Genomic DNA, 21001 nt, shown 5'->3' on the forward strand with positions numbered 1-21001 from the left:
ACGTGGCTGAAGTGGACCTGGGCGACGTCGCCGGCGCCGTGCTGATCGATACCGCGCGCGAGGCGGCCCGCAACGCGCACGCGCCTTATTCGCGCTTCGGCGTGGGCGCGGCGCTGCTGCTGGAGGATGGCGCAATCATCCCCGGCACCAATTTCGAAAATGCCAGCTACGGCCTGTCGCTCTGCGCGGAAACGGTGGCGCTGGCGGCCGCCAACGTCGCCGGGCGGCTGCGCGACGTGGTGGCGATCGGCATCGTCGGCGGGCGGATCACGCCCGGCGGGCTCGCAGGGGCCGATCCGGTGCGCCCCTGCGGCCGCTGCCGCCAGATATTGAACGAGGCCGCGCAGATGGGCGGCCGCGACATCGTGATCCATTGCGCTTCGGGCGATGGCGGCGCGGTGGAGCGCCACCTCCTGTCCGAACTCCTGCCCTTCGCCTTCGGGCCCGACGATCTGGGATTGAGCTGATGTCCATCATGTCCGACAAGTGGATCCGCGAGCGCGCGCTGGCGGACGGGATGATCGAACCCTTCGTCGAAGCGCAGCGGCGCGACGGCTGCATCAGCTACGGCCTGTCCTCCTACGGCTATGACGCGCGCGTGGCGGACGAGTTCAAGATCTTCACCAACGTCGATTCGGCGACGGTGGACCCCAAGGATTTCGCCGCCAACAGCTTCGTCGATCGCAAGACGGACTGCTGCATCATCCCGCCCAACAGCTTCGCGCTGGCCCGCACGGTGGAATATTTCCGCGTGCCGCGCGACGTGCTGGTGATCTGCCTCGGCAAGTCGACCTATGCCCGCTGCGGCATCATCGTGAACGTGACGCCGCTGGAACCCGGCTGGGAAGGCCATGTGACGCTGGAATTTTCCAACACCACGCCGCTGCCTGCCAAGGTCTATGCCAATGAAGGCGCGTGCCAGTTCCTGTTCCTGCAGGGCAATGAGCCGTGCGAGACGAGCTATGCCGACCGCGCCGGCAAATATATGGGCCAGCGCGGCGTCACCCTGCCCCGGCTCTGAGCCGGTCGCGCGGCCGCCCCGCTAAAGCGCCGGTGCGGCGGCGCCCGCCGTTTCGCGGCTGGCAAGGCCCCGCCTGCCCATTTCGCGCGGCAGGAAACGCACGCGCTTGTTGCCGAAATCCACCGACACCCGCTCGAACGAACGAAGCAGGTCCATCCCCAGCAGCATCGCCGGCTTGTTGGACAGGCCGAACATCTTGAAGGGATGGGCCTCCGTCCAGGCGATCGAGAGATTCTCCACGCGCAGGCCGCCGATCCGCATCTTGGGCAGCTGGCCCATCTCCGCTTGCAGCGAACGGCCGGCGACATCCACCAAAGTCACGACCTGCACCGAACCCTGCTTGCCCTTGCTCGCCAGCTTCCGGCGCAGCGCATTATTGCCGATCGAAACCTGCGCGCCGGAATCGAGGATGACGCTCACCTTCTCCCCGTCGATATCGGCATCGACCAGGATCAGCTGGCCATATTTGCGCCGCGCCTTGACGACGATCGTATCGGGATCGGCCGGCTCCTCCCGCACCACGCGCGAGGGGTAGATCTTCATGTTGCCGGCGATGAAATCCATCTCCACCCGCTGGTTGACGAGGCCGTCGACGCCCAGCAGGCCCGACACGCCGAGATGCTGATCGGCCAGCACCGGCGCCGTCACCCCCTTCACTTCCAGCTCACCGACCTGGAGGGTGGATATCTTCGCCGTGCCGATCCGGTTCTCGCCGCCCATGCTGTGCATCAGGGCGCCGGCGCCCTTGGGCAGATCGAGCCGGTCGGACAGGCTGCGCGCCACCACGGTGCGATCGGAACCGGTATCGACCGCGAAATGATAGGGCCCACTGCCGTTGATATAGACGCCCACCGTCATCCGCTCTGCGGTATCGAGCGCCGTCACCAGCGTCTGCACCTCCTGCGAATCCAGGGCAGGCGCCGAGCTGACGACGGACGGCACCGACGCCACGGGCGGCTGCACCGCCGAACCGGCCGCGACCGAGGCGATCACGCCCGCGAATATGGTATCGAGAAGCATCCCCACGGCCTCCGATGGTGTAATAGTCGATTATAACACGCGGGCATGCGCAACAGAAGCGTGACGGCCATCCGCAAAACGGGCATGATCGCCGTAACTTGGCGCGTTTTCGAGGAGAGAGGGATGAAATCCGCCCTGCCTGTCCGGTCCCTCCTGCTGGCGGCGGCGTTGCCGCTCGCCGCCGGGGCGTGCCAGATGACGGTTCCGTTCAACACCGCGCCCGGCCACGCGGGCGCCAGGGTGGAGCCGAGCAGGCTGGTGCTGCTGGAAGGGATCGCCGTCTATCGCCAGCGCATAGCCCTGCCGCCCGATGCCGTGCTGGTCGTCCGCATCGAGGACGTCTCCCTCGCCGATGCTCCGTCCACGCTGATCGCGGAGGCGCGGCTGCCCACCGAAGGCCGGCAGGTGCCGCTGCCCTATGAGGTGCAATATGATCCCGCCCGCATCCTGCCGGGCCATCGCATCGCCGTGCACGGCCGGATCGAGGACGGCGCCGGCAAGCTGCTGTGGATCACCGACACCTTTATCCCGCTACCGGCCGAGGGCGGGCGCGCGGATCTGCCGCTGGTGCAGGTCGGCGGCTGACGGCGGAACATGGCCGCAGCTCGCGCCCGGAAAGCGTCGTCATCTCCCTCCCCGAACACCGATGCGAGCGCCCCCGCCGCGCCGCCAACCCCAAGGCAAAACCCAACGCGAACGCTTGCCGATAAGCCCATTCTTGTGCGAGATGCGCCCCAACAATGATCGGAGGATGCGCATGTCGGCAATGAGCTTTGACGAAACCAGCCGGATATTGGACGATGCGGGCGGCGCGCTCCATTATCATGAAGCGGGTTCGGGCGAGGTGCTGCTGCTGCTCCACGGTTCGGGGCCGGGCGTGACCGGCTGGGCCAATTTCGGCCGCAACCTGCCCTTCTTCGCCGAACGTTTCCGCACCATCATCCTCGACCTGCCGGGCTACGGCAAGAGCGCGCCGGTGGATGGCCTGCCGGTGCCGGCGGCGGTGGATGCGGTGCGCCGCTTCCTCGACGGCATGGGAATCGAGAAAGCCCATATCCTCGGCAACAGCTATGGCGGGATCGTCGGCGGGCAGTTCGCCGCCGCCTATCCCGATCGCGTGCGGCGCTTCGTCACCATCGGCGGCATCGGCGTATGGATCCTCAGCACCTTCCCCGCGGAAGGGCTGACCCGGCTCGTGGACTTCGTGGAGCAGCCCTCGCGCGAACGGCTGGTGCAGTGGCTGGAATCGATGGTGTTCGACAAGTCGATCCTGACCGAGGAACTGATGGAGATGCGCTGGAAATCGGCCACCGATCCGGTGACGATGGAAACCAGCAAGAAGATGTATACCCGCCAGGCGCTGGAGGCGATCGCGGCCTTCAACCGCGGCCCGGATGCGGCGCAGGGCTTCGCCTATCTGCCGAAGATCAAGGCGCCGACGCTGATCGCCTGGGGCCGCGACGACCGGGTGAACCCGCTGGACGGCGCCCTTGTGCCGATGCGCCTGATCCCCAACGCCGAACTCCACGTCTTCCCGAATTGCGGCCACTGGGCGATGATCGAGCGCAAGGCCGAATTCGAAAATGTCGTGATGGCCTTCCTGACGCGGGACTGACCACGCACGAAGGCCCACGCGCGAAGGCGCGGCCACCCTCCCCTCCCCGCCAGGGGAGGGGCCGGGGTGGGCACGGAGCGGTGGGCTCGACATCGATCGGCGCAGCCCGGCACGCCATCCGAAATCCGTTAGCTTCGCAAACCCTGCGGAACCCGCTTCAGAACCCCGCCCCCGGCTGGCGAAGCAGTTCCACCTCCTCCGGTGTCGATGCCCGCCCCAGCGCGGCGTTGCGGCCGGGAAAACGGCCGAAGCGGGCGATCTGCGCGCAATGGCGGCGGGCGAAATCGGCGGTATTATCGCCCAGCCGGTCGAACAGCGGCAGGCCGCGCAGCTGATCGTCCAGCCGCTCGCAATGCATCAGCGGCATGTAGAGGAAATGGCGCTCGTCGTCCGACATCGCCTTGTCCCAGCCCTTGGCGATCGCCTCGCCGGTCAGCGCGCGGGCCAGCGGATCGTTGGCGAAGGCATCCGCCCTCCCCCGCCTTATGTTGCGCGAAAACTGGTCCAGCAGGATCACCGCCGCCAGCAGCGTGCGCGGATGGCCGCGCCAGCCTGCGCCATGGCAGGCCGCCACCGCATCGATCAGCACGCCGAACCGGCCGGCAATCTCTGCATCCAGGGCGTCATCCCTGGCGAAACGCTTGTCCGGCGGCGTATCCGCCAGCCAGAAGGCGAGCACGGCATCCGCCTGCTCCCAGATCGCCTCTTTATGGACTTCCGCCGCCTGCGGCCCTAGATCGCGCGCCATGTCCCTTCGCTTCCACAAGATGCATGGCCTCGGCAATGATTTTGTCGTCGTCGATGCGCGCACCGATCCCGTCGCCATCGATGCGGATCGCGCCCGCGCCATCGCCGATCGCCATACCGGCATCGGCTGCGATCAGATCATCCTGATCGGCCCCGGCAGCGATACCGATGTCTCGATGCGCATCTGGAACGCCGACGGGTCGGAAGTGGCCGCCTGCGGCAACGCCACCCGCTGCGTGCCCGTGCTGGTGGGCCGCGACGTTTCGATCCGCACCGCCGCCGGCATCCTTCACGCCGCGCTGGAAGGCGATGGCGCGACCGTGGACATGGGCAAGCCCAGCTTCGACTGGAACGCGATCCCGCTCGCTTATGCCATGGACACCCGCGCCCTGCCACTGGCCTGGGGGGAACTGGCCAATCCCGTCGCCGTCAATGTCGGCAACCCGCATGTCGTGTTCTTCGTGCCGGACGTGCATGCCGTGCCGCTGGAGACGCTGGGGCCGGACATCGAATATGATCTCGTCTTTCCCGAACGGATCAACGTCAACATCGCCCACGTCCTCGCGCCCGATCATCTCGTGATGCGGACATGGGAACGCGGCGCCGGGCTGACGCGCGCCTGCGGCACCGGGGCCTGCGCCACCTTCGCGGCCGGGCGGCTGCTCGATCTGCTAGCCCCGTCCGCACGGCTCGACCTGCCGGGCGGCAGCCTGCGGCTGGCCGAAAGCGGGGACGGCCATCTGCTGATGAGCGGGCCGGCCACCCACGTCTTCACCGGCGAGGCCAGCCTTTGAGCGGACCGGAGCTCATCACCCTCGGCTGCCGGCTGAACATCGCCGAGAGCGAGGCGATGCGCGCGCTGGCCGGCGACGGCGAGGATGTGGTGATCGTCAACAGCTGCGCGGTGACGGCGGAGGCGGTGCGCGAGACCCGCAAGGCCATCCGCCGCGCCAGCCGTGCCCGGCCCGAGGCGCGGATCATCGTCACCGGCTGCGCCGCCCAGATCGATCCTGCGAGCTTCGCCGCCATGCCGGAAGTCGCCCGCGTGGTCGGCAATGCGGACAAGCTGAACCCCGCGAGTTTCGCGCCATCGGCCGCCGGCGGCGACACGATCGTCTCCGACATCTTCGCCGTGCGGCAGACCGCCCCGCACATGGCCGCCGCCTTCGCCGAGCACGCCCGCGCCTTCGTCGAGGTGCAGAATGGCTGCGACCATCGCTGCACCTTCTGCATCATCCCCTATGGCCGGGGAAACAGCCGATCCCTGCCCGCCGGGCTGGTGATCGACCGGATCAAGGCACTGGCGGACGCCGGCCATCGCGAGGTGGTGCTGACCGGCGTCGACCTCACCAGCTATGGCCCCGACCTGCCCGGCGCACCGACCCTGGGCATGCTGGTGGAGCGCATCCTCGTCCATGTGCCCGCGCTGGAGCGGCTGCGGCTCTCCTCGCTCGATTCGGTGGAGATCGACGACCGGCTGTTCGATCTGCTGACCGGAGAGGCGCGGATCATGCCGCACCTCCACCTTTCGCTCCAGGCCGGCGACGACATGATCCTGAAACGGATGAAGCGCCGCCACAGCCGCGCGCAGGCGATCGCCATCATCGAGCGGCTGAAGGCGAAGCGGCCGGAAATCGCGATCGGCGCGGACCTGATCGCCGGCTTCCCCACCGAGGACGAGGCGATGGCCGCCAACACGCTGGCGCTGATCGACGATTGCGACGTGGTGTTCGGCCACATCTTCCCTTTCTCCCCGCGCGAGGGGACGCCCGCCGCGCGCATGCCGCAGATCGATCGCGCCACGATCCGCACGCGGGCGGCCCGGCTGCGCGAGGCGGCCGACCGGCGGCGCGCGGGGTGGCTGCAAGGCCTGGTCGGCACGCGGCAGCGCCTGCTGGTGGAGCGCGACGGCCGGACCGGCCATGCCGAGAATTTCGCGCGCATGAAGCTCGCCAACCCGGCCGAGCCCGGCGCCATCCTTCCCGTCCGCGCCCTCGCGCGCGAGCATGACACGCTGATCGCGGAACCCGCATGACCGACACACCCTGGCACCAGAAGATATTGGGCGGCTTCCGCCGCACATCCGACCGGTTGGGCGAAAACCTGACCGGCCTGTTCACCAAGGCGCAGCTCGACAAGGCGACGCTGGACGAGATCGAGGAAGCGCTGATCGCATCCGACCTCGGCCCCGCGACCGCTGCCCGCGTGCGCGAACGGCTGGGCGATGCCCGCTACGACAAGGGCCTGACCGAGGAGGAGGTGCGCGAGATCGTCGCGCAGGAGGTGGCGAAGATCCTGGCGCCCGTGGCCAGGCCGCTGGAGATCGAGGCCTTCCCCCGCCCGCAGGTGATCCTGGTGATCGGCGTCAACGGATCGGGCAAGACCACGACGATCGCCAAGCTCGCCCATTATCTGAAGGAACAGGATTATTCGGTGATGCTGGTGGCGGGCGATACCTTCCGCGCCGCCGCCATCGGGCAATTGCAGGTCTGGGCCGATCGCGTGGGCGTGCCGATCATTTCCGGCAAGGAGGGCGGCGATGCGGCCAGCCTGGTCTATGAAGGGGTGAAGCAGGGCACGGCGACGGGCATCGACGTGCTGATCGTCGATACGGCGGGCCGCCTGCAGAACAAGGCCGGCCTGATGGACGAGCTTTCCAAGATCAGGCGGGTGCTGGGCCGGCTGAACCCGGAGGCGCCGCACGACGTTGTGCTCGTGCTGGATGCCACCACGGGGCAGAATGCGCTGAACCAGATCGAGGTGTTCCGCGACACGGCCGGCGTGACCGGCCTCGTGATGACCAAGCTGGACGGCACCGCGCGCGGCGGCGTGCTGGTGGCGGCGGCGGAGAAATACGGGCTTCCCGTCCATGCCATCGGCGTGGGCGAGGGGATGGATGACCTGAGGCCGTTCGATGCGATCGAAGTCGCGCGGGCGATTGCCGGTGTGAAGGAATGACCGACGTGACGGCAACGCCGAACGACAAGACGTCAAACGACAAGGCGGGAAAAAGGAAGAATGCCGGCGGCCTCGGCCTGCTGCTGGATTTCGGCCCACTGCTGATCTTCTTCCTCGCCTACAAGGTCTATGGCGTGTTCATCGGCACCGCCGTGTTCATGGTCGCGATCGTGGCGTCGCTGCTCATCTCCAAGATCAAGCTCGGCCATGTCTCGCCGATGCTGTGGCTTACGGCGATCCTGGTGGTCGGCTTCGGCGGGCTCACCATCTACCTCCACGATCCCAAGTTCATCCAGATTAAGCCGACGATCATCTATCTGCTGCTGGCGGGCCTGCTGTTCGGCGGGCTGCTGATGGGCAAGCCGATGCTGAAATATGTGCTGGAAGCCGCCTATGACGGCCTGAGCGACGTGGGCTGGCGCAAGCTTTCGCGCAACTGGGCCTGGTTCTTCCTGGCGATGGCGGTGGCGAACGAGCTGCTGCGCTGGCAGTTCGATTTCGATCAGTGGCTGACGATCAAGACCTGGGGCGTGACGGTGGTCTCGATCCTGTTCGGTATCGCCCAGCTGCCCATGCTGATGAAGAACGGCCTGTCGGTGGAGACCGAGGCGCCGCCCGTGCCCCCGCAGGGATGATTTATCGGCGCGGCGCCTCCCTCCGGATGCCGCGCCTCGGCGTCGAATATATCAGGACAGGCGGTAGCGGCTCGGCGGAACTCCGAGCATGCGCTTGAACATTGTCGAAAAATTGCCGGGGCCGTCATAGCCGAGATCATAGGCGATCGACGTCACCGGCTCTCCCGCCGCCAGTTTCGGAAGCGCGGCCGACAGGCAGGCCTGCTGGCGCCATTCGGCGAAGCTCATCCCCGTCTCGCGCCGGAAGAGCCGCGTGAAGCTGCGGCGGTTGATCCCCATGGCATCCGCCCATTCGTCGATCGTCGCGGCGGCATTCGGCCGCTCGAGGAAGGCATGGCATCGCCTTGCGAGCGCGGGATGCGACGGAAAGGGAACCGCCAGCGGGATCAGCGGCGCACGATCGATTTCCGCCATGAGGAGACGCATGACCAGCCCATCGCGGCCGGCGACGTCATATTCAGGCGGCACATGGGCGGCGGCACCCAGCAGCTGGCGGAGCAGCGGCGATACGCCGACGACCTGACATTCGGTTCCCCGCGCGGCGCACTCCCCGCGCTCGACGAGAACGCTGCGGGTCTGCACCGCGCCCACCATGCGGACCGAATGCGGCGTGCCGCCGGGAATCCAGACCGCGCGCTCGGGCGGCGCCACCCATGCCCCCGAAGGCGTGCTGACCGCCATCACGCCGGTCGCCGCATAGAGAAACTGGCTGCGGCGGTGGCGATGCTCGGCCAGCTCGAACGAATCCGGATAGTCGTGGCCGATCGCGATGACGGGGCGATCCACCTGATCATTCTCGTCGGGACGAAAGTGCATGATGTCCCACTCGCAAAAAAGATTGGCTCATGCAACCAAGCGGGAAAGAAATGCCGTTGCTAGAGAGGCGCCTCCCGAAAAGCGAAAGACCTGATCGTGACCGATACCGCCAGCCTGACCGCATCCCCCAACATCCCCCCTCCCGCCATGCCGCGTCAGGATGGGCCGAAGCTCGTGGTGCAGATCGTCGGCGCCGTTGCGTTCGCCCATCTCCTGAACGACCTGATCCAGGCGGTGCTTCCGGCCATATATCCGCTGCTCAAGGACAAATATCGGCTGAGCTTCGGCCAGATCGGGTGGATCGCGCTTGTTTATCAGGTCACGGCCTCGCTGCTCCAGCCGTGGGTCGGCCTCTATACCGACAAGCGCCCGCTGCCCTATCTGCTGCCGCTCGGCATGATCGTCACGCTGGTCGGCGTCGGCGGGCTGGCGATGGCCGACAGCTATCCGGCCCTGATCCTCGCCTCCGCCGTCATCGGCATCGGATCGGCGACCTTCCACCCGGAGGCATCGCGCGTCGCCCGGATGGCGTCGGGTGGCCGCTTCGGAACGGCCCAGTCGGCCTTCCAGGTCGGCGGGAACACGGGCTCGGCCCTCGGCCCCATCGTCGCGTCGGCGATCATCCTGCCGTTCGGGCAGACCGCGGTCGGCTGGCTCGCCTTCGTCGCCATCGCGGCGATCTGGGTGCTCTTCGGCGTCACGCGGTGGAGGGTGCGGCACAGCGCCGCGCAGACCGGCGCGCCCGCCCCATCCCATGCCTCACCGCACAGCCGCGCCGAAATCGTCCGCGCGCTCGCCGCGATCGGCATCCTGATGTTCGCGAAATTCATCTACATCGGCGCCTTCACCAACTACTTCACCTTCTACCTCATCGAACGGTTCGGCCTGACGGCGCGCGAATCCCAATTCTATCTGTTCTGCTTCCTCGCCGCTGTCGCGGTCGGGACCTTCGCCGGCGGGCCGGTCGGCGATCGCATCGGCCGGAAAGCCGTCATCTGGGCATCCTTCCTTGGCGTGGCGCCCTTCGCGATGGTCCTGCCGCACGCCAATCTTTTCTGGACGACGCTCTTCGCCATCTCGATCGGCCTGATCATGTCGTCGGCGTTCGCCGCGCTCGTCGTATATGCTCAGGAACTCGTCCCGGGCCGCGTCGGGCTGGTATCGGGGCTGATGTTCGGCCTGATGTTCGGGATCAGCGGGATCGGGGCGGCAGGGCTTGGCCAGCTCGCGGACATCCACGGCATCGTCTGGGTGTATAAGTTCTGCGCCTATCTGCCGCTTCTGGGCCTCGCGACGATCCTGCTGCCGCGCTCCCACAAGCATCGGCCGAGCCTCTGAATAGGAGGCGCCCGCAGCAGGCCTGTGCGAATTGACGGACCGCTCAAGCTAGCGTGGCGGCACATGAGGGCCGGCAGCCACAACTGCCGGCCCTTTTCAGCGTCCTACCGACGATAGCCGGATCGATAGCCATGGCCGCCGCGATAGCGATCGCGGTTAAGGTCTCGATAATAATCGTGGCGGGCTTCGGCCAGGTTGCGGCGGTAGTCGCGCCGGGCCTCGATCACGTCGCGGCGGCTGTCCGCCCGGCGGAGATCGCGGCGGTAATCCCGTTCGGCCTCGCGCACGTCGCGCCGGTAATCGGCACGCGCCTCGCGGCGATCGTTCCAGCCGCGCGCTTCGGCGGAGGCCGGAGCCATCGCCACGGCGGCCGGGATCGCGGCCGCCAGCATCATCACCCATATACGCATGTTCACTCTCCTCTTGCCCGGACGAAAGCTGGGCCGGGGAGAGTGAACGCGCGATTTATCGCCTGCTTATAATGGGTTCAGGCAGAAATTCTGAGATCATTTGAAAATGCGCGGAAGAGCGCATTTTGGTTCGGCACCGGCCGGCTCCCCACCCGGCCACCCAACGGCAGTATCTATGGGTGGCCAGGCGGGGGAGCGAGCCGGCGCCGCCGGATGGGCGAAAGCCCATTCCCGGACGATTTCTTATTGCTGCTGATCGGCGCGCGAGGCGCCCTGCCCGTCGAGATTCTGGGAGACGAAATCCCAGTTCACGATGTTCTTCAACACCGTATCGGCGAACTTCGGCCGGGCGTTGCGATAATCGATGTAATAGGCGTGCTCCCACACATCGAGGGTGAGCAACGGCGCGCCGGCATCGTGGACGATCGGCGTATCGGCATCGTGGTAGGAGGTGACGACCAGCTTGTCGCCCTGCAGCAGCAGCCACGCCCAGCCGCTGGCGAAGTGGCCGACGGCCTCGGCCGCGAGCTTTTCGATCAGCGCGTCGGTCGATCCGAAGCCCGCGTCGATCAGGCCCTGCAGCTTGGCGGACGGCTTGGTCGATCCGGCGGGCGCCAGGCCCTGCCAGAAGAAGCTGTGGTTCCACACCTGCGCGGCGTTGTTGAACAGGCCCTTGTCGCCGGTATCCTTGGCCTTCTTCGTCACGTCGATCAGCGACAGGCCGGCCAGCCCCTTCTCATCGATCCAGCCGTTGACCTTGTCGACATAGGCCTGGTGATGCTTGCCATGGTGATAATCGAACGTCTCGGCCGACATGTGCGGGGCGAGCGCGCCCTTGTCGTACGGCAGCGGGGGAAGGATGAATGCCATGACGCGAATCCTCTTTCTCGGGCGTTGATGCTGGCGACCTAAACCAACGGGAAGCCGATTGGGACCAATTTTTGCTTCTCGAAACCATCGGAGAATATGGGGGTATCCGCCCGGCGCGGCACGGCTTTCCCCCGGCCCGGCTCACCCTCGCCGCAACCGGCGCAGCCCCTGCACGACATCGCGGACGATCGGCAGCCGATCGTAGAGCTTCAGATCGTGAATGTCGGTGCGCGAGGCGCGCTGATGCGCGATCTCCGGCACGGTCGCGATCGTCCTGAACTGGGGATGGGCGGCGCGGAACCAGCTATAGGCGCCGTCCACATGCATCGGCCCGCCTTCCGGGCTGCCGGGCGGGCGGGCCAGCATCGCTTCCAGATAGGGGACCAGCAGCTTGATCGCCGGGCGGCGGAAGGCGATGCAATGCGCCGTCACCACGGCCGTTGCGGGCGGGATGGCGGCGATGCCGGTAGCGGCGGCATCCGGCGCGGCGGGCATGCGATAGCCGCCGTAGAAGATCGTCCAGTCCGCCGCCGCCAGCGCATCGAGCACCGCCGGCAGCCGCGCCACCGCATCGCGCGGGAAGGTCACGTCATCCTCCAGGATCAGCACGGATTCCGCATCCTCGGCCAGCGCCTGGCGTAGGACGCCCAGATGGCTGAGGAAACAGCCGCGCGTGCCGATGGTGGGGAAGCCCGCGGCGTCATCCGGGCGGACGGCGGGGAAGATCGCGGCGGGAACGTTGGCCGTGGCCGGCCCCAGCGCCAGCCCCAGGCCGGCCAGCTCGGCCTGGACCTCCGCCCGGCGATCGGTGCGGCGGGGCAGGTTGATCACGCGGATCGGGCCGATTTCCCGCACCAGACGCTCACCGATCGCCATAGCCGCCCGCCCCCGATATCCGCTGAAATCAGCCCCTGAATCCCATCAAGCGGACGCCTTGTCGAGCATGTTGTGGCGGCGCAGCGCGTGGCGAAGCTGGTCGTAGCTGAGCTTGAGTGCGGCGGCCGTCGCCCGCTGGTTGTAGCGGCAGCGGCGCAAGGCGGCCTCGAGCAGCGCCTTTTCATGCGCATCGCAGGCCGCGCGGAAATCATCGCATTCCAGCGACAAGGCGGCAGGCGTCGCCGGCGGAGCGGCGGGAGCCCCCTGCCCGGCCGTGGCGGGCGCGGCTGCCACCGCCTCGCCCTGGCGGCGCGCGCCCTCGCCCTTGGGGCGCCAGGGGGAATCGAACGGATCGAACTGGATGGCATCCACCGGCCGTTCGGGATCGTCCCAGCGATAGACGGCGCGCTCGACGACGTTGCGCAGCTCGCGGATGTTGCCCGGCCAGTCGTGGGTCTGCAGCACCTCCATCGCCGCCTCGCCGAAGCCCGGCCAGTGCGGCCAATCGAGCTCCGCCGCCATGCGCCGGCCGAAATGATCCGCCAGCACCACGACATCGCCCTCGCGCACGCGCAGCGGCGGCAGCGTCACCACCTCGAAGCTCAGGCGGTCGAGCAGGTCGGCGCGGAAGCGGCCGGCGGCGACGAGATCGGGAAGATGCTCGTTGGTGGCGGCGACGATGCGGACATCGACCCGGATCGGCCGGCTGGAGCCGATGCGCGTCACCTCGCCATATTCGACCGCGCGCAGCAGCCGTTCCTGCGCGCCGGCCGAAAGCGTCGCCAGCTCGTCCAGAAACAGGGTTCCGCCGTCCGCTTCCTCGAACCGCCCCTGACGCGCCTTGGTCGCGCCGGTGAAGGCGCCGGCCTCGTGGCCGAACAGCTCGGCCTCGATCAGGGTTTCGGGCAGCGCCGCGCAGTTGAGCGTGACCAGCGGGCCGCTCCATCGCGGGCTCAGGCGGTGGAGACGCTCGGCGACCAGTTCCTTGCCGGTGCCGCGCTCGCCGATCACCAGAACCGGGCGGTTGAGGCCCGCCGCGCGGCTGGCGCGCTCCACCGAATCGAGGAAGGCGCCCGACTGGCCGATGAACTGATTGTCGCGTTCCATGCTGCCATCCGTAGCCGGCCTGACGCCCATCGCCATCCGCCGCCCATCTTTGGCGCATTTTGCCAACCATTGGCAATATCTATCCTGGCGAATATCACCGCCAATCCATCAAAAATGGCTGATTTCCGCCGATCCTGCGAGTTGGCACGCCCCCTGCTATGATCGAAGCGTCTACGGTGCATCGCACCACATGCTGAACCAAGGGAGGTTATCATGTTCCGCTTCGACGCCATCGACTTCCAGCGCATCGCGGTTTCGTCGATCGGTGCGCTCGTCCTTTCCGCCGCCTGCATCGTCGGCGCGGTCGGCCCGGCCCGCGCGGCCGATGGCCGCATGGTGATCGCGGTCGAGGCGGACTGCCAGCCCCCCTCGGCCCAGTATTTCGATATCGCCGCCCTGCCCAAGGCCTGAGCGGCGTGACCGGCCGGGGCGGCTTCCCTTAAACCGCCCCGGCCGCAACAAACGGGTTTCGTGAAGGAGTATCGCAAGATGGGAATCTTCTCCCGCACCAGGGACATCATCGCCGCCAACGTCACCGACCTGCTCGACAAGGCGGAAGACCCGGCGAAGATGATCCGCATGATCATCCTCGAGATGGAGGAGACGCTGGTCGAGGTCCGCGCCTCGGCCGCCCGCAGCATCGCCGACCAGAAGGAGATGCGCCGCCAGATCGCCAAGCTGGAGAATGTCCAGTCCGGCTGGGTGGAAAAGGCCGAGCTCGCCCTTTCCAAGGGCCGCGAGGACCTGGCCAAGGCCGCACTGGTCGAAAAGCAGAAGGCCGCCGACCTCGCCGAGCAGCTTGCCGCGGAGATCGGCGTCCTGGACGAGAGCCTGAAGGCCTCGGAAGCCGACATCGCCAAGCTGCAGGCCAAGCTGCGCGAGGCGCGCGCCCGCCAGAATTCGATCGTCGCCCGCATGGAAAGCGCCAACAACCGCCTGCGGATGCGCGAAATCTATGCCGGCCCGAAGATCGACGAGGCGTTCAGCCGCTTCGACATGCTCGAACGCCGGGTCGACTGGGCCGAAGGCCGCGCGGATGCCGCCGGCATGGGCGCGGTGAAGAGCCTGGAGGAAGAAATCGCCGAGCTGCGCTCGTCCGAGAAGGTGGAGGCGGAACTCGCCGCGCTGAAGGCAAGGGCCGCCGGCAAGCAGGAGGGCTGATGCGATGGAAGATGTATTTCTCCCCATCATCATCGTCGGCATGCTCTTCATCGGGCTGCCCTGGCTGATCTTCCACTATGTGACCCAGTGGAAGCGCTCCAGCAGCCTCACGGTCGAGGATGAGAACCTCCTCGACGAGCTGCACGACACCGCCCGCAGGCTGGATGACCGGCTTCGCTCGATCGAACGGATCATCGCGGCCGACAACCCGGATTTCCGCCCCGGCCAGATTTCCGACCGGAGCGAGAACCCCGAATATCGCCGGGCCGACGAGCCCGAGCGCATCGAAAACTGGCGCCGCGGCGAACATCGCTGACAGGCAGCCTCAAGGAGGGAAGAACAATGTCCGCTCGCCGCACCAAATTCTATCTCGACAAGCGCAACGGCAAGCTGATGGGCGTATGCTCCGGCATCGCCGACTATACTGGGATCGATGCCACGCTGGTCCGCATCGGCATGGTGTTGCTCACCATCTTCGCGATGGGGCCGATCGCGCCGCTCGTCTACCTCGTGATCGGCTGGGTCGCCAGCGACAAGCCGCGCGAATTCTATGACGATCCCGAGGAAGCGAAATTCTGGCAGGGCGTGCGCGCCAAGCCTTCCACCTCGGTGCGCGACGTGCGCAGCCGCTTCCGCGACATCGACCGCCGCCTGGCCGATGTGGAGATCCACATCACCAGCCAGAACCGCCGCCTGGCCGACGAGATCGAAAGCCTGCGCTGAGGTTCGCCGGGGCTGAGGCCCGGCAGCAAGGGAGAGCATCATGACCTGGGGATCACCCGTCTCCGTCATCGCCATCATCGCGCTCTGCTACGCGGGCTGGCTGATCGGCACCTGGATCCGGGCAAGGCACGGCTATCCGGTGGAAGGGGAGTTCGGCGGCATCGTCCACAAGACGGACGGCCCCGGCACCGATCGCAAGATCGAGCTTCTCGCCAGCGAGAACGGCCAGTTGAAGGGCCAGATCAGCCGGCTGGAGGAGCGGATCGCGGTGCTGGAACGCATCGTCACGGACAAGGCCGTCCGGCTGGGCGACGAGATAGACAGCCTGCGCTGACCGCCGGTCCGTCCATTGATCGAACATAATGCGCGGTTCGTCGAAAGATCGATGCCCCGTCGCGCGGAGAATGAGGGAAAGCTGAAATGGACCCCGAACATATCGTATTCATCCAGCACATGGCGCCGTTGGCGATGTTCGCCGTGGCCTTCGGTGTCGGCGGATGGGTGCTGACCACCTGGCTCCGCATCAAGAACGGCTATCCGCTCGACGGCGCCTGGGGCCAGGCGGTCTATCCCAAGAAGGACGAGGAGATGGTGGAACGGCTGCGGCTGCTTTCCAGCGAGAATGCGCAGCTGCGCGCCGAGCTGGGATCGGTGAAGGACCGGCTCGCCACCGTCGAACGCATCGTCACCGACGCCAGCTACCGCCTCGATCGCGAGATCGAGGGGCTGCGCGGCCCCGCCAACTGACTTTCGAGCCGAGGGAGGCTTCATCCAATGTTCGACAATCCTTTCTCGATGGTGGTGGCGATCGTGCTGATCGTATCGATCGCCGGCATCATGCGCGCCAAATACGGCATCCGGCGGGATCGCCACGGCAACGAGCTGCCGATCCGCGATCCCGATGCGGATCGCCTGCGCGACGAGCTGAAGGCGCTGAAGGAACGCGTCGCCGTGCTCGAGCGCATCGCAACCGAAAACAACCGGGGCGTCACCCTCGATCGCGAGATCGAGGCCCTGCGCCACCGCGACTGACCAGGGAATGACGGTCATGACCGAACCCACCTTCTGGCTCGCCATCGCCTTCACCGGCCTTGCCGGCCTCCTCATCCTCACCCAGGCGGCGCTCAAGGGCTGGCGCGGCTGGCTCGACCTGCGGCGGCTGGAAATCGACAATCGCCGCGAGGAACAGGCCCACGCCTCCGCCCCCTCGCCCGCCTCGCGGATCGAGCTTGCCGATCTGAAGGAACGTGTCCGCAAGCTGGAAGCGATCGCCGCCGGCGTCGATCTGTGATGCCGGCCGCATCCGCTTCCGGCAGCCGCCCGCTTGTGGTAGCGGCGCGCCATGACCGCGCCGACCACGCTTGCCGAAACGCTGGAGGAATATGAATTCCTCGACGCCGACGACCGCTATCGCCTGCTGATCGATCTGGGCCGCGCGCTGGAGCCGATGCCCGATCCCCTCAAGACCGATGCGACGCTGGTGCGGGGCTGTTCGGCCTCGGTATGGGTCTATCCCACCCGCCGCGACGATGGCCGGCTCCACTTTCTGGCCGATTCCAACGCGGCGATCACCAAGGGCATCATCGCGCTGGTGCTGCTGACGGTGCAGGACAGGACTCCGGCCGAAATCGTCGCCACCGACATCGCCGATGCGCTGGCGCCCTTCGATCTCAAGAACCAGCTCAGTTCCAACCGCACCCAGGGGATACCCAATATGATCGCCCTCATCCGCGCGACGGCCGAACGCTATGGAGCGGAAGGATGAAGAGGCTGGCGATCCTGCTGGGCAGCCTGCTGCTGGCCGCCGCCAACGCCACGGGCTTCGCGATCGGCGGCGCGCCCTTCCAGCAGGCGGAAATCCTCGATGCCCGCGCGATGCCGGAGATCGACGGATCGACCAGCATCCTGCTGACCTTCGATCCCAAGGCCGCGCCAAGGCTGGAGAAGCTGAGCGCCGCCAATATCGGCAAGCCGCTGGCGGTGACGCTGGACGGCAGGACCATCGCGAGCCCGACCGTCGACGAGCCGATCACCACCGGCACGCTGACCCTGACCGGCAGCTTCACCCTGCCGGAGGCCGAGGCGCTGGCGAAGCGGATATCGGGCAAGGACCCGGTGCCGGAGGAGTTCGAGGACTGAACCGGGATCGGCCCCGCCCGCAAATCCTGCACTGACCAAGATTTTCCGTGAGGTTGAAACCGAGGCCGCCAAATGGCTTGCGGACCATCTGCGGACCAAGGCTGGCAATGAGCCGGTAAAAGTGATTAAACGAAGCGACTAAAAGTCCATGATTCCCATGGCGTTGATATGGTGGGCGGTGAGGGTTTCGAACCCCCGACATCCTCGGTGTAAACGAGGCGCTCTACCGCTGAGCTAACCGCCCGCCGATATACCGGGAACCATGCCGAAGCATGCCTGCCACGGCCCCTCCCATAAGGGACATTACGTAATTCGCAAGGCCATCCTGCAGTGCAATAGGCGCGCCAGCCGTGGGGGCGATCTGCTTTGGTCGTTCCCCGCCACCGGGGTGCGGCCTCACCTCGGGATAAGGTCGGAATGCGGTACGAAAGGGAATATGTGCGGCGTCGCTATCGGGAGGAAATCGCGCGGGCGCGCGAGGCGGAATGCCCCGAACTGCGCCTCGCCCATTCCAAGCTCGCCGAAGTGTTCGGCGAACAGCTCAAGATCATGAACGCCGATCACAGCTTCTATGCCACGGGGCTCGCAATCCGCCGCGCCGCCGCAAGATAATTGAGCATCCCCGCCGCCGCCGCATCCGAAAGCGTAATGAACACGCGGCGCCCGTCATGGGGATCGGCGATCCGCACGAACAGGCCCGAATCGGTCAGCGTCTTGATCCAGCGCAGCGCCGTCGTCGGCGGAACGGCGGCGGCGATGCACAGGCTGGAAACGGCGACATCGCCGCCTTCCAGCCGGGCCGCCATCAGATCGAGCAGCATGTCCCACGCCGGATCGGCGAACAGCTCCGCCGGGAAATAATTGTCGCGCAGCCGCCGGCCGCGAATGATGGCGCGGACATAAGCGGCATCGACATCGGGCTCCGTCCGGGGCGCTGCCCGGAAAGCCAGGGCATGGGCCGAGACTCCGTCCGCGCCCGGCTGGCCTCCCTGCGAAAGTTGCGCCAGCGCACGGGCGACCTGCGCCATCTGCTCGGCAAGATTCTGGAGCTGCGGATAAAGTTCGTCCGCCTTCCCTTCGGCAACGGCCGGGAACGGGCGCCCGCGCGCGCCCACCAGCGCCGCGGCAATATCGCCGGGCGTCGGCTGGCAGAGGATCGGGACATCCCCGCCCCCGAATTCCCCCATCACGGCATCGATCCGGTCGAGCGGCGCCGCCACGATCACGGGAAGCCCGCGATCCGCCCGCCGGCGCAGCGCGCTCAAGGCGTCGTCGAACAGCCCGGCCGGACAGCCGCCCAGCTCGGCGACCAGGATATCGCCCGGCCCCGCCCGGCCGAACCGGGCAATGCCGTCCGCATCCAGCCCCACGGCTTCCGCCGGCAGGCCGATCGCGCGGGCCACCTCGGCGATCTCCGCCCGGGCCAGCGCATCGGCCCCGCAGACGAGGACCGAGGCCGGGCCGCCATCGGCCGACACCGGCCAATCCTGATTCGGATCATCCCCCATGGCCGGAACCTTCCGCATCAGGCCCGATAATTCAACAGCGAGGCCGCTTCGGAGAAGCCGGCCCCGCCATCCGAAATCAGTGGGCCATCGCCTTCACGATATCCTCGACCATCTTCTTGGCATCGGCCAGCAGCATCATGGTGTTGTCCATGTAGAAGACGTCGTTGTCGACGCCGGCATAGCCGACACCGCCCATCGACCGCTTCACGAACAGCACGGTCTTGGCCTTCTCCACGTCCAGCACGGGCATGCCGTAGATGGGCGAGGACTTGTCCGTCTTGGCCGCCGGATTGGTGACGTCGTTGGCGCCGATCACGAAGGCCACGTCGGTCTGCGCGAACTCGCTGTTGATGTCCTCCAGCTCGAACACCTCGTCATAGGGCACGTTCGCTTCGGCCAGCAGCACGTTCATATGGCCGGGCATGCGGCCGGCGACGGGGTGGATGGCATATTTCACCTTCACGCCCTCGGCCTTCAGCTGATCCGCCATTTCGCGCAGCGCATGCTGCGCCTGGGCGACGGCCATGCCGTAGCCGGGCACGATGATGACCTGCTCGGCCTGCTTCATCAGGAAGGCGGCGTCTTCGGCCGATCCGCGCTTCCACGGCCGATCGACCTTCTCGCCCCCGCCCGAGGATGCGGCTTCTGCGCCGAAGCCACCCGCGATCACGGAGATGAAGCTGCGGTTCATCGCCTTGCACATGATGTAGCTCAGGATCGCGCCCGAGCTGCCGACCAGCGCGCCGGTGACGATCATCGCCGTATTGTGGAGGGTGAAGCCCATAGCGGCGGCCGCCCAGCCCGAATAGCTGTTCAGCATCGAGACGACGACCGGCATGTCCGCGCCGCCGATCGGGATGATGAGCAGGAAGCCGATCACGAAGGACAGCCCCGTTACCGTCCAGAACACCCACGGGCTCTGATCGGTGAGGAAATAGGCCACCAGCCCGAGGATCGCCGCCAGCGTGCCGAGGTTGATGACATGGCGTCCCGGCAGCATGATCGGCTTGCCGCTCATATTGCCGTTGAGCTTGAGGAAGGCGATCACCGATCCGGAGAAGGTGATGGCGCCGATGGCGATGCCCAGCCCCATCTCGATCCGGCTGACGCGCAGGATCTCGCCGGTCGCCGCATCGACGATGCCGAAGGCGGCCGGGTTCAGATAGGCGGCCGCGGCCACCAGCACGGCGGCCAGGCCGACGAGCGAGTGGAAGGCGGCGACGAGCTGCGGCATCGCCGTCATCGCGATCCGCCGGGCGACGACGAAGCCGATCCCGCCGCCGATGGCGATGGCGATGGCGATCTCGACCAGGCCGGTGCCGTGCAGGATCAGCGTGGTCGCGATGGCGATCAGCATGCCGATCATGCCGAAACGATTGCCCCGGCGCGAGCTGGTCGGGCTGGAAAGCCCGCGCAGCGCCAGGATGAAGAGCACGCCCGAAACGAGATAGGCGAGCGCGGCCCAGCCGGGCACGGCGATATGTTCGGCCGCGGCGTGCGCCACGCTGGTGGCGGCGGTTTCGTAAGTCATCCTCTAGTCCCCCGACCCGTCATTCCCGCGCGTCCGGGCATGGATTGCCCGTTCGCCGACGGATGTGATGCCCGCAGGCATCCCGATCCCCGCCTCAGCGGGGCGACGATGATGTCCGGGCCTGAGCCTTGCGGGCTCAGCCCTTCTTTTCCTTCTTCTTGTACATCGCCAGCATCCGTTCGGTGACGGCGAAGCCCCCGAAGATGTTGACGCTGGCCAGCGCCACCGCGATCAGCCCGAGCCATTTGGCGCCCGGCGCCTCCGTGGCCGCCGCCGCGATCAGCGCGCCGACGATGATGACGGAGGAAATCGCGTTGGTGACCGCCATCAGCGGCGTGTGCAGCGCCGGCGTCACCGACCAGACGACATAATAGCCGACGAAGCAGGCCAGCACGAAGATCGACAGGATCGATATGAAGTCCATTGACTATCCCCTTCGCCCCGTTGTCGTCCTGCCGGCCGGGGCTGGCAGCTCATGCAGGCGGGGCGCACCCGCTCTGGCGAGACCCCGGCTCGCGCCGGGGCG

At 67.1% G+C, this 21001-nt stretch carries 30 protein-coding genes and 1 tRNA gene; 20 read left to right on the top strand and 11 right to left on the bottom strand.

Translation table 11 applies throughout. From position 1 onward, the window contains the following. The first annotated feature begins 2 nt into the window (after positions 1 to 2). Both G432_RS03095 and dcd read left to right on the top strand, forming a co-directional pair. Complete coding sequence (locus tag G432_RS03095) at positions 3 to 467, top strand: cytidine deaminase (protein ID WP_015457357.1); 465 nt, start codon at positions 3 to 5, stop codon at positions 465 to 467. Next, complete coding sequence (dcd, locus tag G432_RS03100) at positions 467 to 1021, top strand: dCTP deaminase (RefSeq protein ID WP_015457358.1); 555 nt, start codon at positions 467 to 469, stop codon at positions 1019 to 1021. Before G432_RS03095 ends, dcd begins: the two co-directional genes overlap by 1 nt. Before the next feature lie 21 nt (positions 1022 to 1042). Here the strand turns inward: dcd and G432_RS03105 are convergent, their stop codons facing one another. Continuing rightward, a complete protein-coding gene (locus tag G432_RS03105; RefSeq protein WP_015457359.1) occupies positions 1043 to 2041 on the bottom strand; it encodes a retroviral-like aspartic protease family protein in 999 nt (332 codons plus the stop codon). Between the two features lie 123 nt (positions 2042 to 2164). On the opposite strand from G432_RS03105, the gene G432_RS03110 reads away from it, so the two are divergent. Further along, positions 2165 to 2626 (top strand): YbaY family lipoprotein, encoded by a 462-nt coding sequence (locus G432_RS03110; protein WP_015457360.1) that lies wholly within the window; start codon positions 2165 to 2167, stop codon positions 2624 to 2626. 172 nt (positions 2627 to 2798) lie between these two features. Beyond that, positions 2799 to 3656, top strand: coding sequence for an alpha/beta fold hydrolase (locus G432_RS03115; protein ID WP_041865103.1), 858 nt, complete (start codon positions 2799 to 2801; stop codon positions 3654 to 3656). 157 nt (positions 3657 to 3813) lie between these two features. Here G432_RS03115 and G432_RS03120 read toward each other — a convergent pair whose 3' ends face one another. Further along, entirely contained in the window at positions 3814 to 4404 is a 591-nt protein-coding gene (locus G432_RS03120; RefSeq protein WP_015457362.1) for a DUF924 family protein, read from the bottom strand. On the opposite strand from G432_RS03120, the gene dapF reads away from it, so the two are divergent. The 4 genes from dapF to ispZ are packed head-to-tail and all read left to right on the top strand — an operon-like array spanning position 4403 to position 7996. Then, positions 4403 to 5197, top strand: coding sequence for a diaminopimelate epimerase (gene dapF, locus G432_RS03125; RefSeq protein WP_015457363.1), 795 nt, complete (start codon positions 4403 to 4405; stop codon positions 5195 to 5197). The two genes, G432_RS03120 and dapF, sit on opposite strands and share 2 nt — an antisense overlap. Beyond that, a complete protein-coding gene (gene mtaB, locus G432_RS03130; protein WP_015457364.1) occupies positions 5194 to 6438 on the top strand; it encodes a tRNA (N(6)-L-threonylcarbamoyladenosine(37)-C(2))-methylthiotransferase MtaB in 1245 nt (414 codons plus the stop codon). The genes dapF and mtaB overlap by 4 nt, the downstream gene beginning before the upstream one ends. Then, positions 6435 to 7361 (top strand): signal recognition particle-docking protein FtsY, encoded by a 927-nt coding sequence (gene ftsY / locus G432_RS03135; RefSeq protein ID WP_015457365.1) that lies wholly within the window; start codon positions 6435 to 6437, stop codon positions 7359 to 7361. Before mtaB ends, ftsY begins: the two co-directional genes overlap by 4 nt. Continuing rightward, positions 7358 to 7996, top strand: a complete 639-nt coding sequence (gene ispZ / locus G432_RS03140; RefSeq protein ID WP_015457366.1) for a septation protein IspZ — start codon at positions 7358 to 7360, stop codon at positions 7994 to 7996. The genes ftsY and ispZ overlap by 4 nt, the downstream gene beginning before the upstream one ends. 51 nt (positions 7997 to 8047) lie before the next feature. Here ispZ and G432_RS03145 read toward each other — a convergent pair whose 3' ends face one another. Further along, a complete protein-coding gene (locus G432_RS03145; protein WP_015457367.1) occupies positions 8048 to 8812 on the bottom strand; it encodes an AraC family transcriptional regulator in 765 nt (254 codons plus the stop codon). 96 nt (positions 8813 to 8908) lie between these two features. On the opposite strand from G432_RS03145, the gene G432_RS03150 reads away from it, so the two are divergent. Further along, on the top strand, positions 8909 to 10150 hold the full coding sequence (locus G432_RS03150) for an MFS transporter (RefSeq protein ID WP_236626842.1): 1242 nt from the start codon (positions 8909 to 8911) through the stop codon (positions 10148 to 10150). Between the two features lie 104 nt (positions 10151 to 10254). Here the strand turns inward: G432_RS03150 and G432_RS03155 are convergent, their stop codons facing one another. The 4 genes from G432_RS03155 to pspF all read right to left on the bottom strand — a co-directional run bounded on the left by G432_RS03155 (position 10255) and on the right by pspF (position 13413). After that, on the bottom strand, positions 10255 to 10560 hold the full coding sequence (locus G432_RS03155; protein ID WP_015457369.1) for a hypothetical protein: 306 nt from the start codon (positions 10558 to 10560) through the stop codon (positions 10255 to 10257). 243 nt (positions 10561 to 10803) lie between these two features. After that, a complete protein-coding gene (locus G432_RS03160; protein WP_015457370.1) occupies positions 10804 to 11430 on the bottom strand; it encodes a superoxide dismutase in 627 nt (208 codons plus the stop codon). A 141-nt stretch (positions 11431 to 11571) separates the two neighbouring features. Continuing rightward, positions 11572 to 12306, bottom strand: a complete 735-nt coding sequence (locus G432_RS03165; protein WP_015457371.1) for a glycosyltransferase family 25 protein — start codon at positions 12304 to 12306, stop codon at positions 11572 to 11574. Positions 12307 to 12351: 45 nt separating this feature from the next. Beyond that, positions 12352 to 13413, bottom strand: a complete 1062-nt coding sequence (pspF, locus tag G432_RS03170; RefSeq protein ID WP_015457372.1) for a phage shock protein operon transcriptional activator — start codon at positions 13411 to 13413, stop codon at positions 12352 to 12354. A 213-nt stretch (positions 13414 to 13626) separates the two neighbouring features. Here pspF and G432_RS03175 point away from each other — a divergent pair, with 213 nt between their 5' ends. From G432_RS03175 to G432_RS03220, 10 genes are all read left to right on the top strand, one after another. Next, positions 13627 to 13824 (top strand): hypothetical protein, encoded by a 198-nt coding sequence (locus tag G432_RS03175; protein ID WP_015457373.1) that lies wholly within the window; start codon positions 13627 to 13629, stop codon positions 13822 to 13824. A 78-nt stretch (positions 13825 to 13902) separates the two neighbouring features. Continuing rightward, complete coding sequence (gene pspA, locus G432_RS03180; protein WP_041865107.1) at positions 13903 to 14574, top strand: phage shock protein PspA; 672 nt, start codon at positions 13903 to 13905, stop codon at positions 14572 to 14574. A 4-nt stretch (positions 14575 to 14578) separates the two neighbouring features. After that, complete coding sequence (gene pspB, locus G432_RS03185; RefSeq protein WP_015457375.1) at positions 14579 to 14890, top strand: envelope stress response membrane protein PspB; 312 nt, start codon at positions 14579 to 14581, stop codon at positions 14888 to 14890. Between the two features lie 26 nt (positions 14891 to 14916). After that, positions 14917 to 15297, top strand: coding sequence for an envelope stress response membrane protein PspC (gene pspC / locus G432_RS03190; protein WP_015457376.1), 381 nt, complete (start codon positions 14917 to 14919; stop codon positions 15295 to 15297). Positions 15298 to 15337: 40 nt separating this feature from the next. After that, positions 15338 to 15631, top strand: a complete 294-nt coding sequence (locus G432_RS03195) for a hypothetical protein (protein ID WP_015457377.1) — start codon at positions 15338 to 15340, stop codon at positions 15629 to 15631. Between the two features lie 86 nt (positions 15632 to 15717). After that, positions 15718 to 16044: a hypothetical protein gene (locus tag G432_RS03200; protein ID WP_015457378.1), complete on the top strand. Its 327-nt coding sequence runs from the start codon at positions 15718 to 15720 to the stop codon at positions 16042 to 16044. Positions 16045 to 16071: 27 nt separating this feature from the next. Beyond that, a complete protein-coding gene (locus G432_RS03205; RefSeq protein ID WP_015457379.1) occupies positions 16072 to 16329 on the top strand; it encodes a hypothetical protein in 258 nt (85 codons plus the stop codon). Between the two features lie 16 nt (positions 16330 to 16345). Continuing rightward, complete coding sequence (locus G432_RS03210) at positions 16346 to 16588, top strand: hypothetical protein (protein WP_015457380.1); 243 nt, start codon at positions 16346 to 16348, stop codon at positions 16586 to 16588. Positions 16589 to 16639: 51 nt separating this feature from the next. Next, positions 16640 to 17062 (top strand): SufE family protein, encoded by a 423-nt coding sequence (locus tag G432_RS03215; protein WP_015457381.1) that lies wholly within the window; start codon positions 16640 to 16642, stop codon positions 17060 to 17062. Further along, positions 17059 to 17436, top strand: coding sequence for a SecDF P1 head subdomain-containing protein (locus G432_RS03220; RefSeq protein WP_015457382.1), 378 nt, complete (start codon positions 17059 to 17061; stop codon positions 17434 to 17436). Before G432_RS03215 ends, G432_RS03220 begins: the two co-directional genes overlap by 4 nt. Before the next feature lie 169 nt (positions 17437 to 17605). On the opposite strand, the gene G432_RS03225 is transcribed toward G432_RS03220, so the two are convergent. Then, positions 17606 to 17680 (bottom strand) — tRNA-Val (locus G432_RS03225). 173 nt (positions 17681 to 17853) lie between these two features. Here G432_RS03225 and G432_RS23110 point away from each other — a divergent pair. Next, positions 17854 to 18048, top strand: a complete 195-nt coding sequence (locus tag G432_RS23110; protein WP_041864772.1) for a hypothetical protein — start codon at positions 17854 to 17856, stop codon at positions 18046 to 18048. On the opposite strand, the gene G432_RS03235 is transcribed toward G432_RS23110, so the two are convergent. The 3 genes from G432_RS03235 to G432_RS03245 all read right to left on the bottom strand — a co-directional run bounded on the left by G432_RS03235 (position 18006) and on the right by G432_RS03245 (position 20899). Beyond that, positions 18006 to 18944: a winged helix DNA-binding protein gene (locus G432_RS03235; RefSeq protein ID WP_144061979.1), complete on the bottom strand. Its 939-nt coding sequence runs from the start codon at positions 18942 to 18944 to the stop codon at positions 18006 to 18008. The genes G432_RS23110 and G432_RS03235 overlap by 43 nt on opposite strands. Positions 18945 to 19020: 76 nt before the next feature. Further along, positions 19021 to 20475, bottom strand: coding sequence for an NAD(P)(+) transhydrogenase (Re/Si-specific) subunit beta (locus G432_RS03240; RefSeq protein ID WP_015457384.1), 1455 nt, complete (start codon positions 20473 to 20475; stop codon positions 19021 to 19023). A gap of 136 nt (positions 20476 to 20611) precedes the next feature. Then, positions 20612 to 20899, bottom strand: coding sequence for an NAD(P) transhydrogenase subunit alpha (locus G432_RS03245; protein ID WP_010125866.1), 288 nt, complete (start codon positions 20897 to 20899; stop codon positions 20612 to 20614). Positions 20900 to 21001: the final 102 nt, after the last annotated feature.

This window comes from Sphingomonas sp. MM-1, from assembly GCF_000347675.2.
GTDB classification, from domain to species: domain Bacteria; phylum Pseudomonadota; class Alphaproteobacteria; order Sphingomonadales; family Sphingomonadaceae; genus Sphingomonas_E; species Sphingomonas_E fennica.

Excerpts from the sequence above, each read along its gene's own strand:
- dcd (WP_015457358.1), top strand. The coding sequence starts at position 467 with ATGTCCATCATGTCCGACAAGTGGATCCGCGAGCGCGCGCTGGCGGAC.
- G432_RS03105 (WP_015457359.1), bottom strand. The coding sequence starts at position 2,041 with ATGCTTCTCGATACCATATTCGCGGGCGTGATCGCCTCGGTCGCGGCC.
- G432_RS03110 (WP_015457360.1), top strand. The coding sequence starts at position 2,165 with ATGAAATCCGCCCTGCCTGTCCGGTCCCTCCTGCTGGCGGCGGCGTTG.
- G432_RS03115 (WP_041865103.1), top strand. The coding sequence starts at position 2,799 with ATGTCGGCAATGAGCTTTGACGAAACCAGCCGGATATTGGACGATGCG.
- dapF (WP_015457363.1), top strand. The coding sequence starts at position 4,403 with ATGTCCCTTCGCTTCCACAAGATGCATGGCCTCGGCAATGATTTTGTC.
- G432_RS03120 (WP_015457362.1), bottom strand. The coding sequence starts at position 4,404 with ATGGCGCGCGATCTAGGGCCGCAGGCGGCGGAAGTCCATAAAGAGGCG.
- ftsY (WP_015457365.1), top strand. The coding sequence starts at position 6,435 with ATGACCGACACACCCTGGCACCAGAAGATATTGGGCGGCTTCCGCCGC.
- ispZ (WP_015457366.1), top strand. The coding sequence starts at position 7,358 with ATGACCGACGTGACGGCAACGCCGAACGACAAGACGTCAAACGACAAG.
- G432_RS03145 (WP_015457367.1), bottom strand. The coding sequence starts at position 8,812 with ATGCACTTTCGTCCCGACGAGAATGATCAGGTGGATCGCCCCGTCATC.
- G432_RS03155 (WP_015457369.1), bottom strand. The coding sequence starts at position 10,560 with ATGCGTATATGGGTGATGATGCTGGCGGCCGCGATCCCGGCCGCCGTG.
- G432_RS03160 (WP_015457370.1), bottom strand. The coding sequence starts at position 11,430 with ATGGCATTCATCCTTCCCCCGCTGCCGTACGACAAGGGCGCGCTCGCC.
- G432_RS03165 (WP_015457371.1), bottom strand. The coding sequence starts at position 12,306 with ATGGCGATCGGTGAGCGTCTGGTGCGGGAAATCGGCCCGATCCGCGTG.
- pspF (WP_015457372.1), bottom strand. The coding sequence starts at position 13,413 with ATGGAACGCGACAATCAGTTCATCGGCCAGTCGGGCGCCTTCCTCGAT.
- G432_RS03175 (WP_015457373.1), top strand. The coding sequence starts at position 13,627 with ATGTTCCGCTTCGACGCCATCGACTTCCAGCGCATCGCGGTTTCGTCG.
- pspA (WP_041865107.1), top strand. The coding sequence starts at position 13,903 with ATGGGAATCTTCTCCCGCACCAGGGACATCATCGCCGCCAACGTCACC.
- pspB (WP_015457375.1), top strand. The coding sequence starts at position 14,579 with ATGGAAGATGTATTTCTCCCCATCATCATCGTCGGCATGCTCTTCATC.
- pspC (WP_015457376.1), top strand. The coding sequence starts at position 14,917 with ATGTCCGCTCGCCGCACCAAATTCTATCTCGACAAGCGCAACGGCAAG.
- G432_RS03195 (WP_015457377.1), top strand. The coding sequence starts at position 15,338 with ATGACCTGGGGATCACCCGTCTCCGTCATCGCCATCATCGCGCTCTGC.
- G432_RS03200 (WP_015457378.1), top strand. The coding sequence starts at position 15,718 with ATGGACCCCGAACATATCGTATTCATCCAGCACATGGCGCCGTTGGCG.
- G432_RS03205 (WP_015457379.1), top strand. The coding sequence starts at position 16,072 with ATGTTCGACAATCCTTTCTCGATGGTGGTGGCGATCGTGCTGATCGTA.
- G432_RS03210 (WP_015457380.1), top strand. The coding sequence starts at position 16,346 with ATGACCGAACCCACCTTCTGGCTCGCCATCGCCTTCACCGGCCTTGCC.
- G432_RS03215 (WP_015457381.1), top strand. The coding sequence starts at position 16,640 with ATGACCGCGCCGACCACGCTTGCCGAAACGCTGGAGGAATATGAATTC.
- G432_RS03220 (WP_015457382.1), top strand. The coding sequence starts at position 17,059 with ATGAAGAGGCTGGCGATCCTGCTGGGCAGCCTGCTGCTGGCCGCCGCC.
- G432_RS23110 (WP_041864772.1), top strand. The coding sequence starts at position 17,854 with ATGCGGTACGAAAGGGAATATGTGCGGCGTCGCTATCGGGAGGAAATC.
- G432_RS03235 (WP_144061979.1), bottom strand. The coding sequence starts at position 18,944 with ATGGGGGATGATCCGAATCAGGATTGGCCGGTGTCGGCCGATGGCGGC.
- G432_RS03240 (WP_015457384.1), bottom strand. The coding sequence starts at position 20,475 with ATGACTTACGAAACCGCCGCCACCAGCGTGGCGCACGCCGCGGCCGAA.
- G432_RS03245 (WP_010125866.1), bottom strand. The coding sequence starts at position 20,899 with ATGGACTTCATATCGATCCTGTCGATCTTCGTGCTGGCCTGCTTCGTC.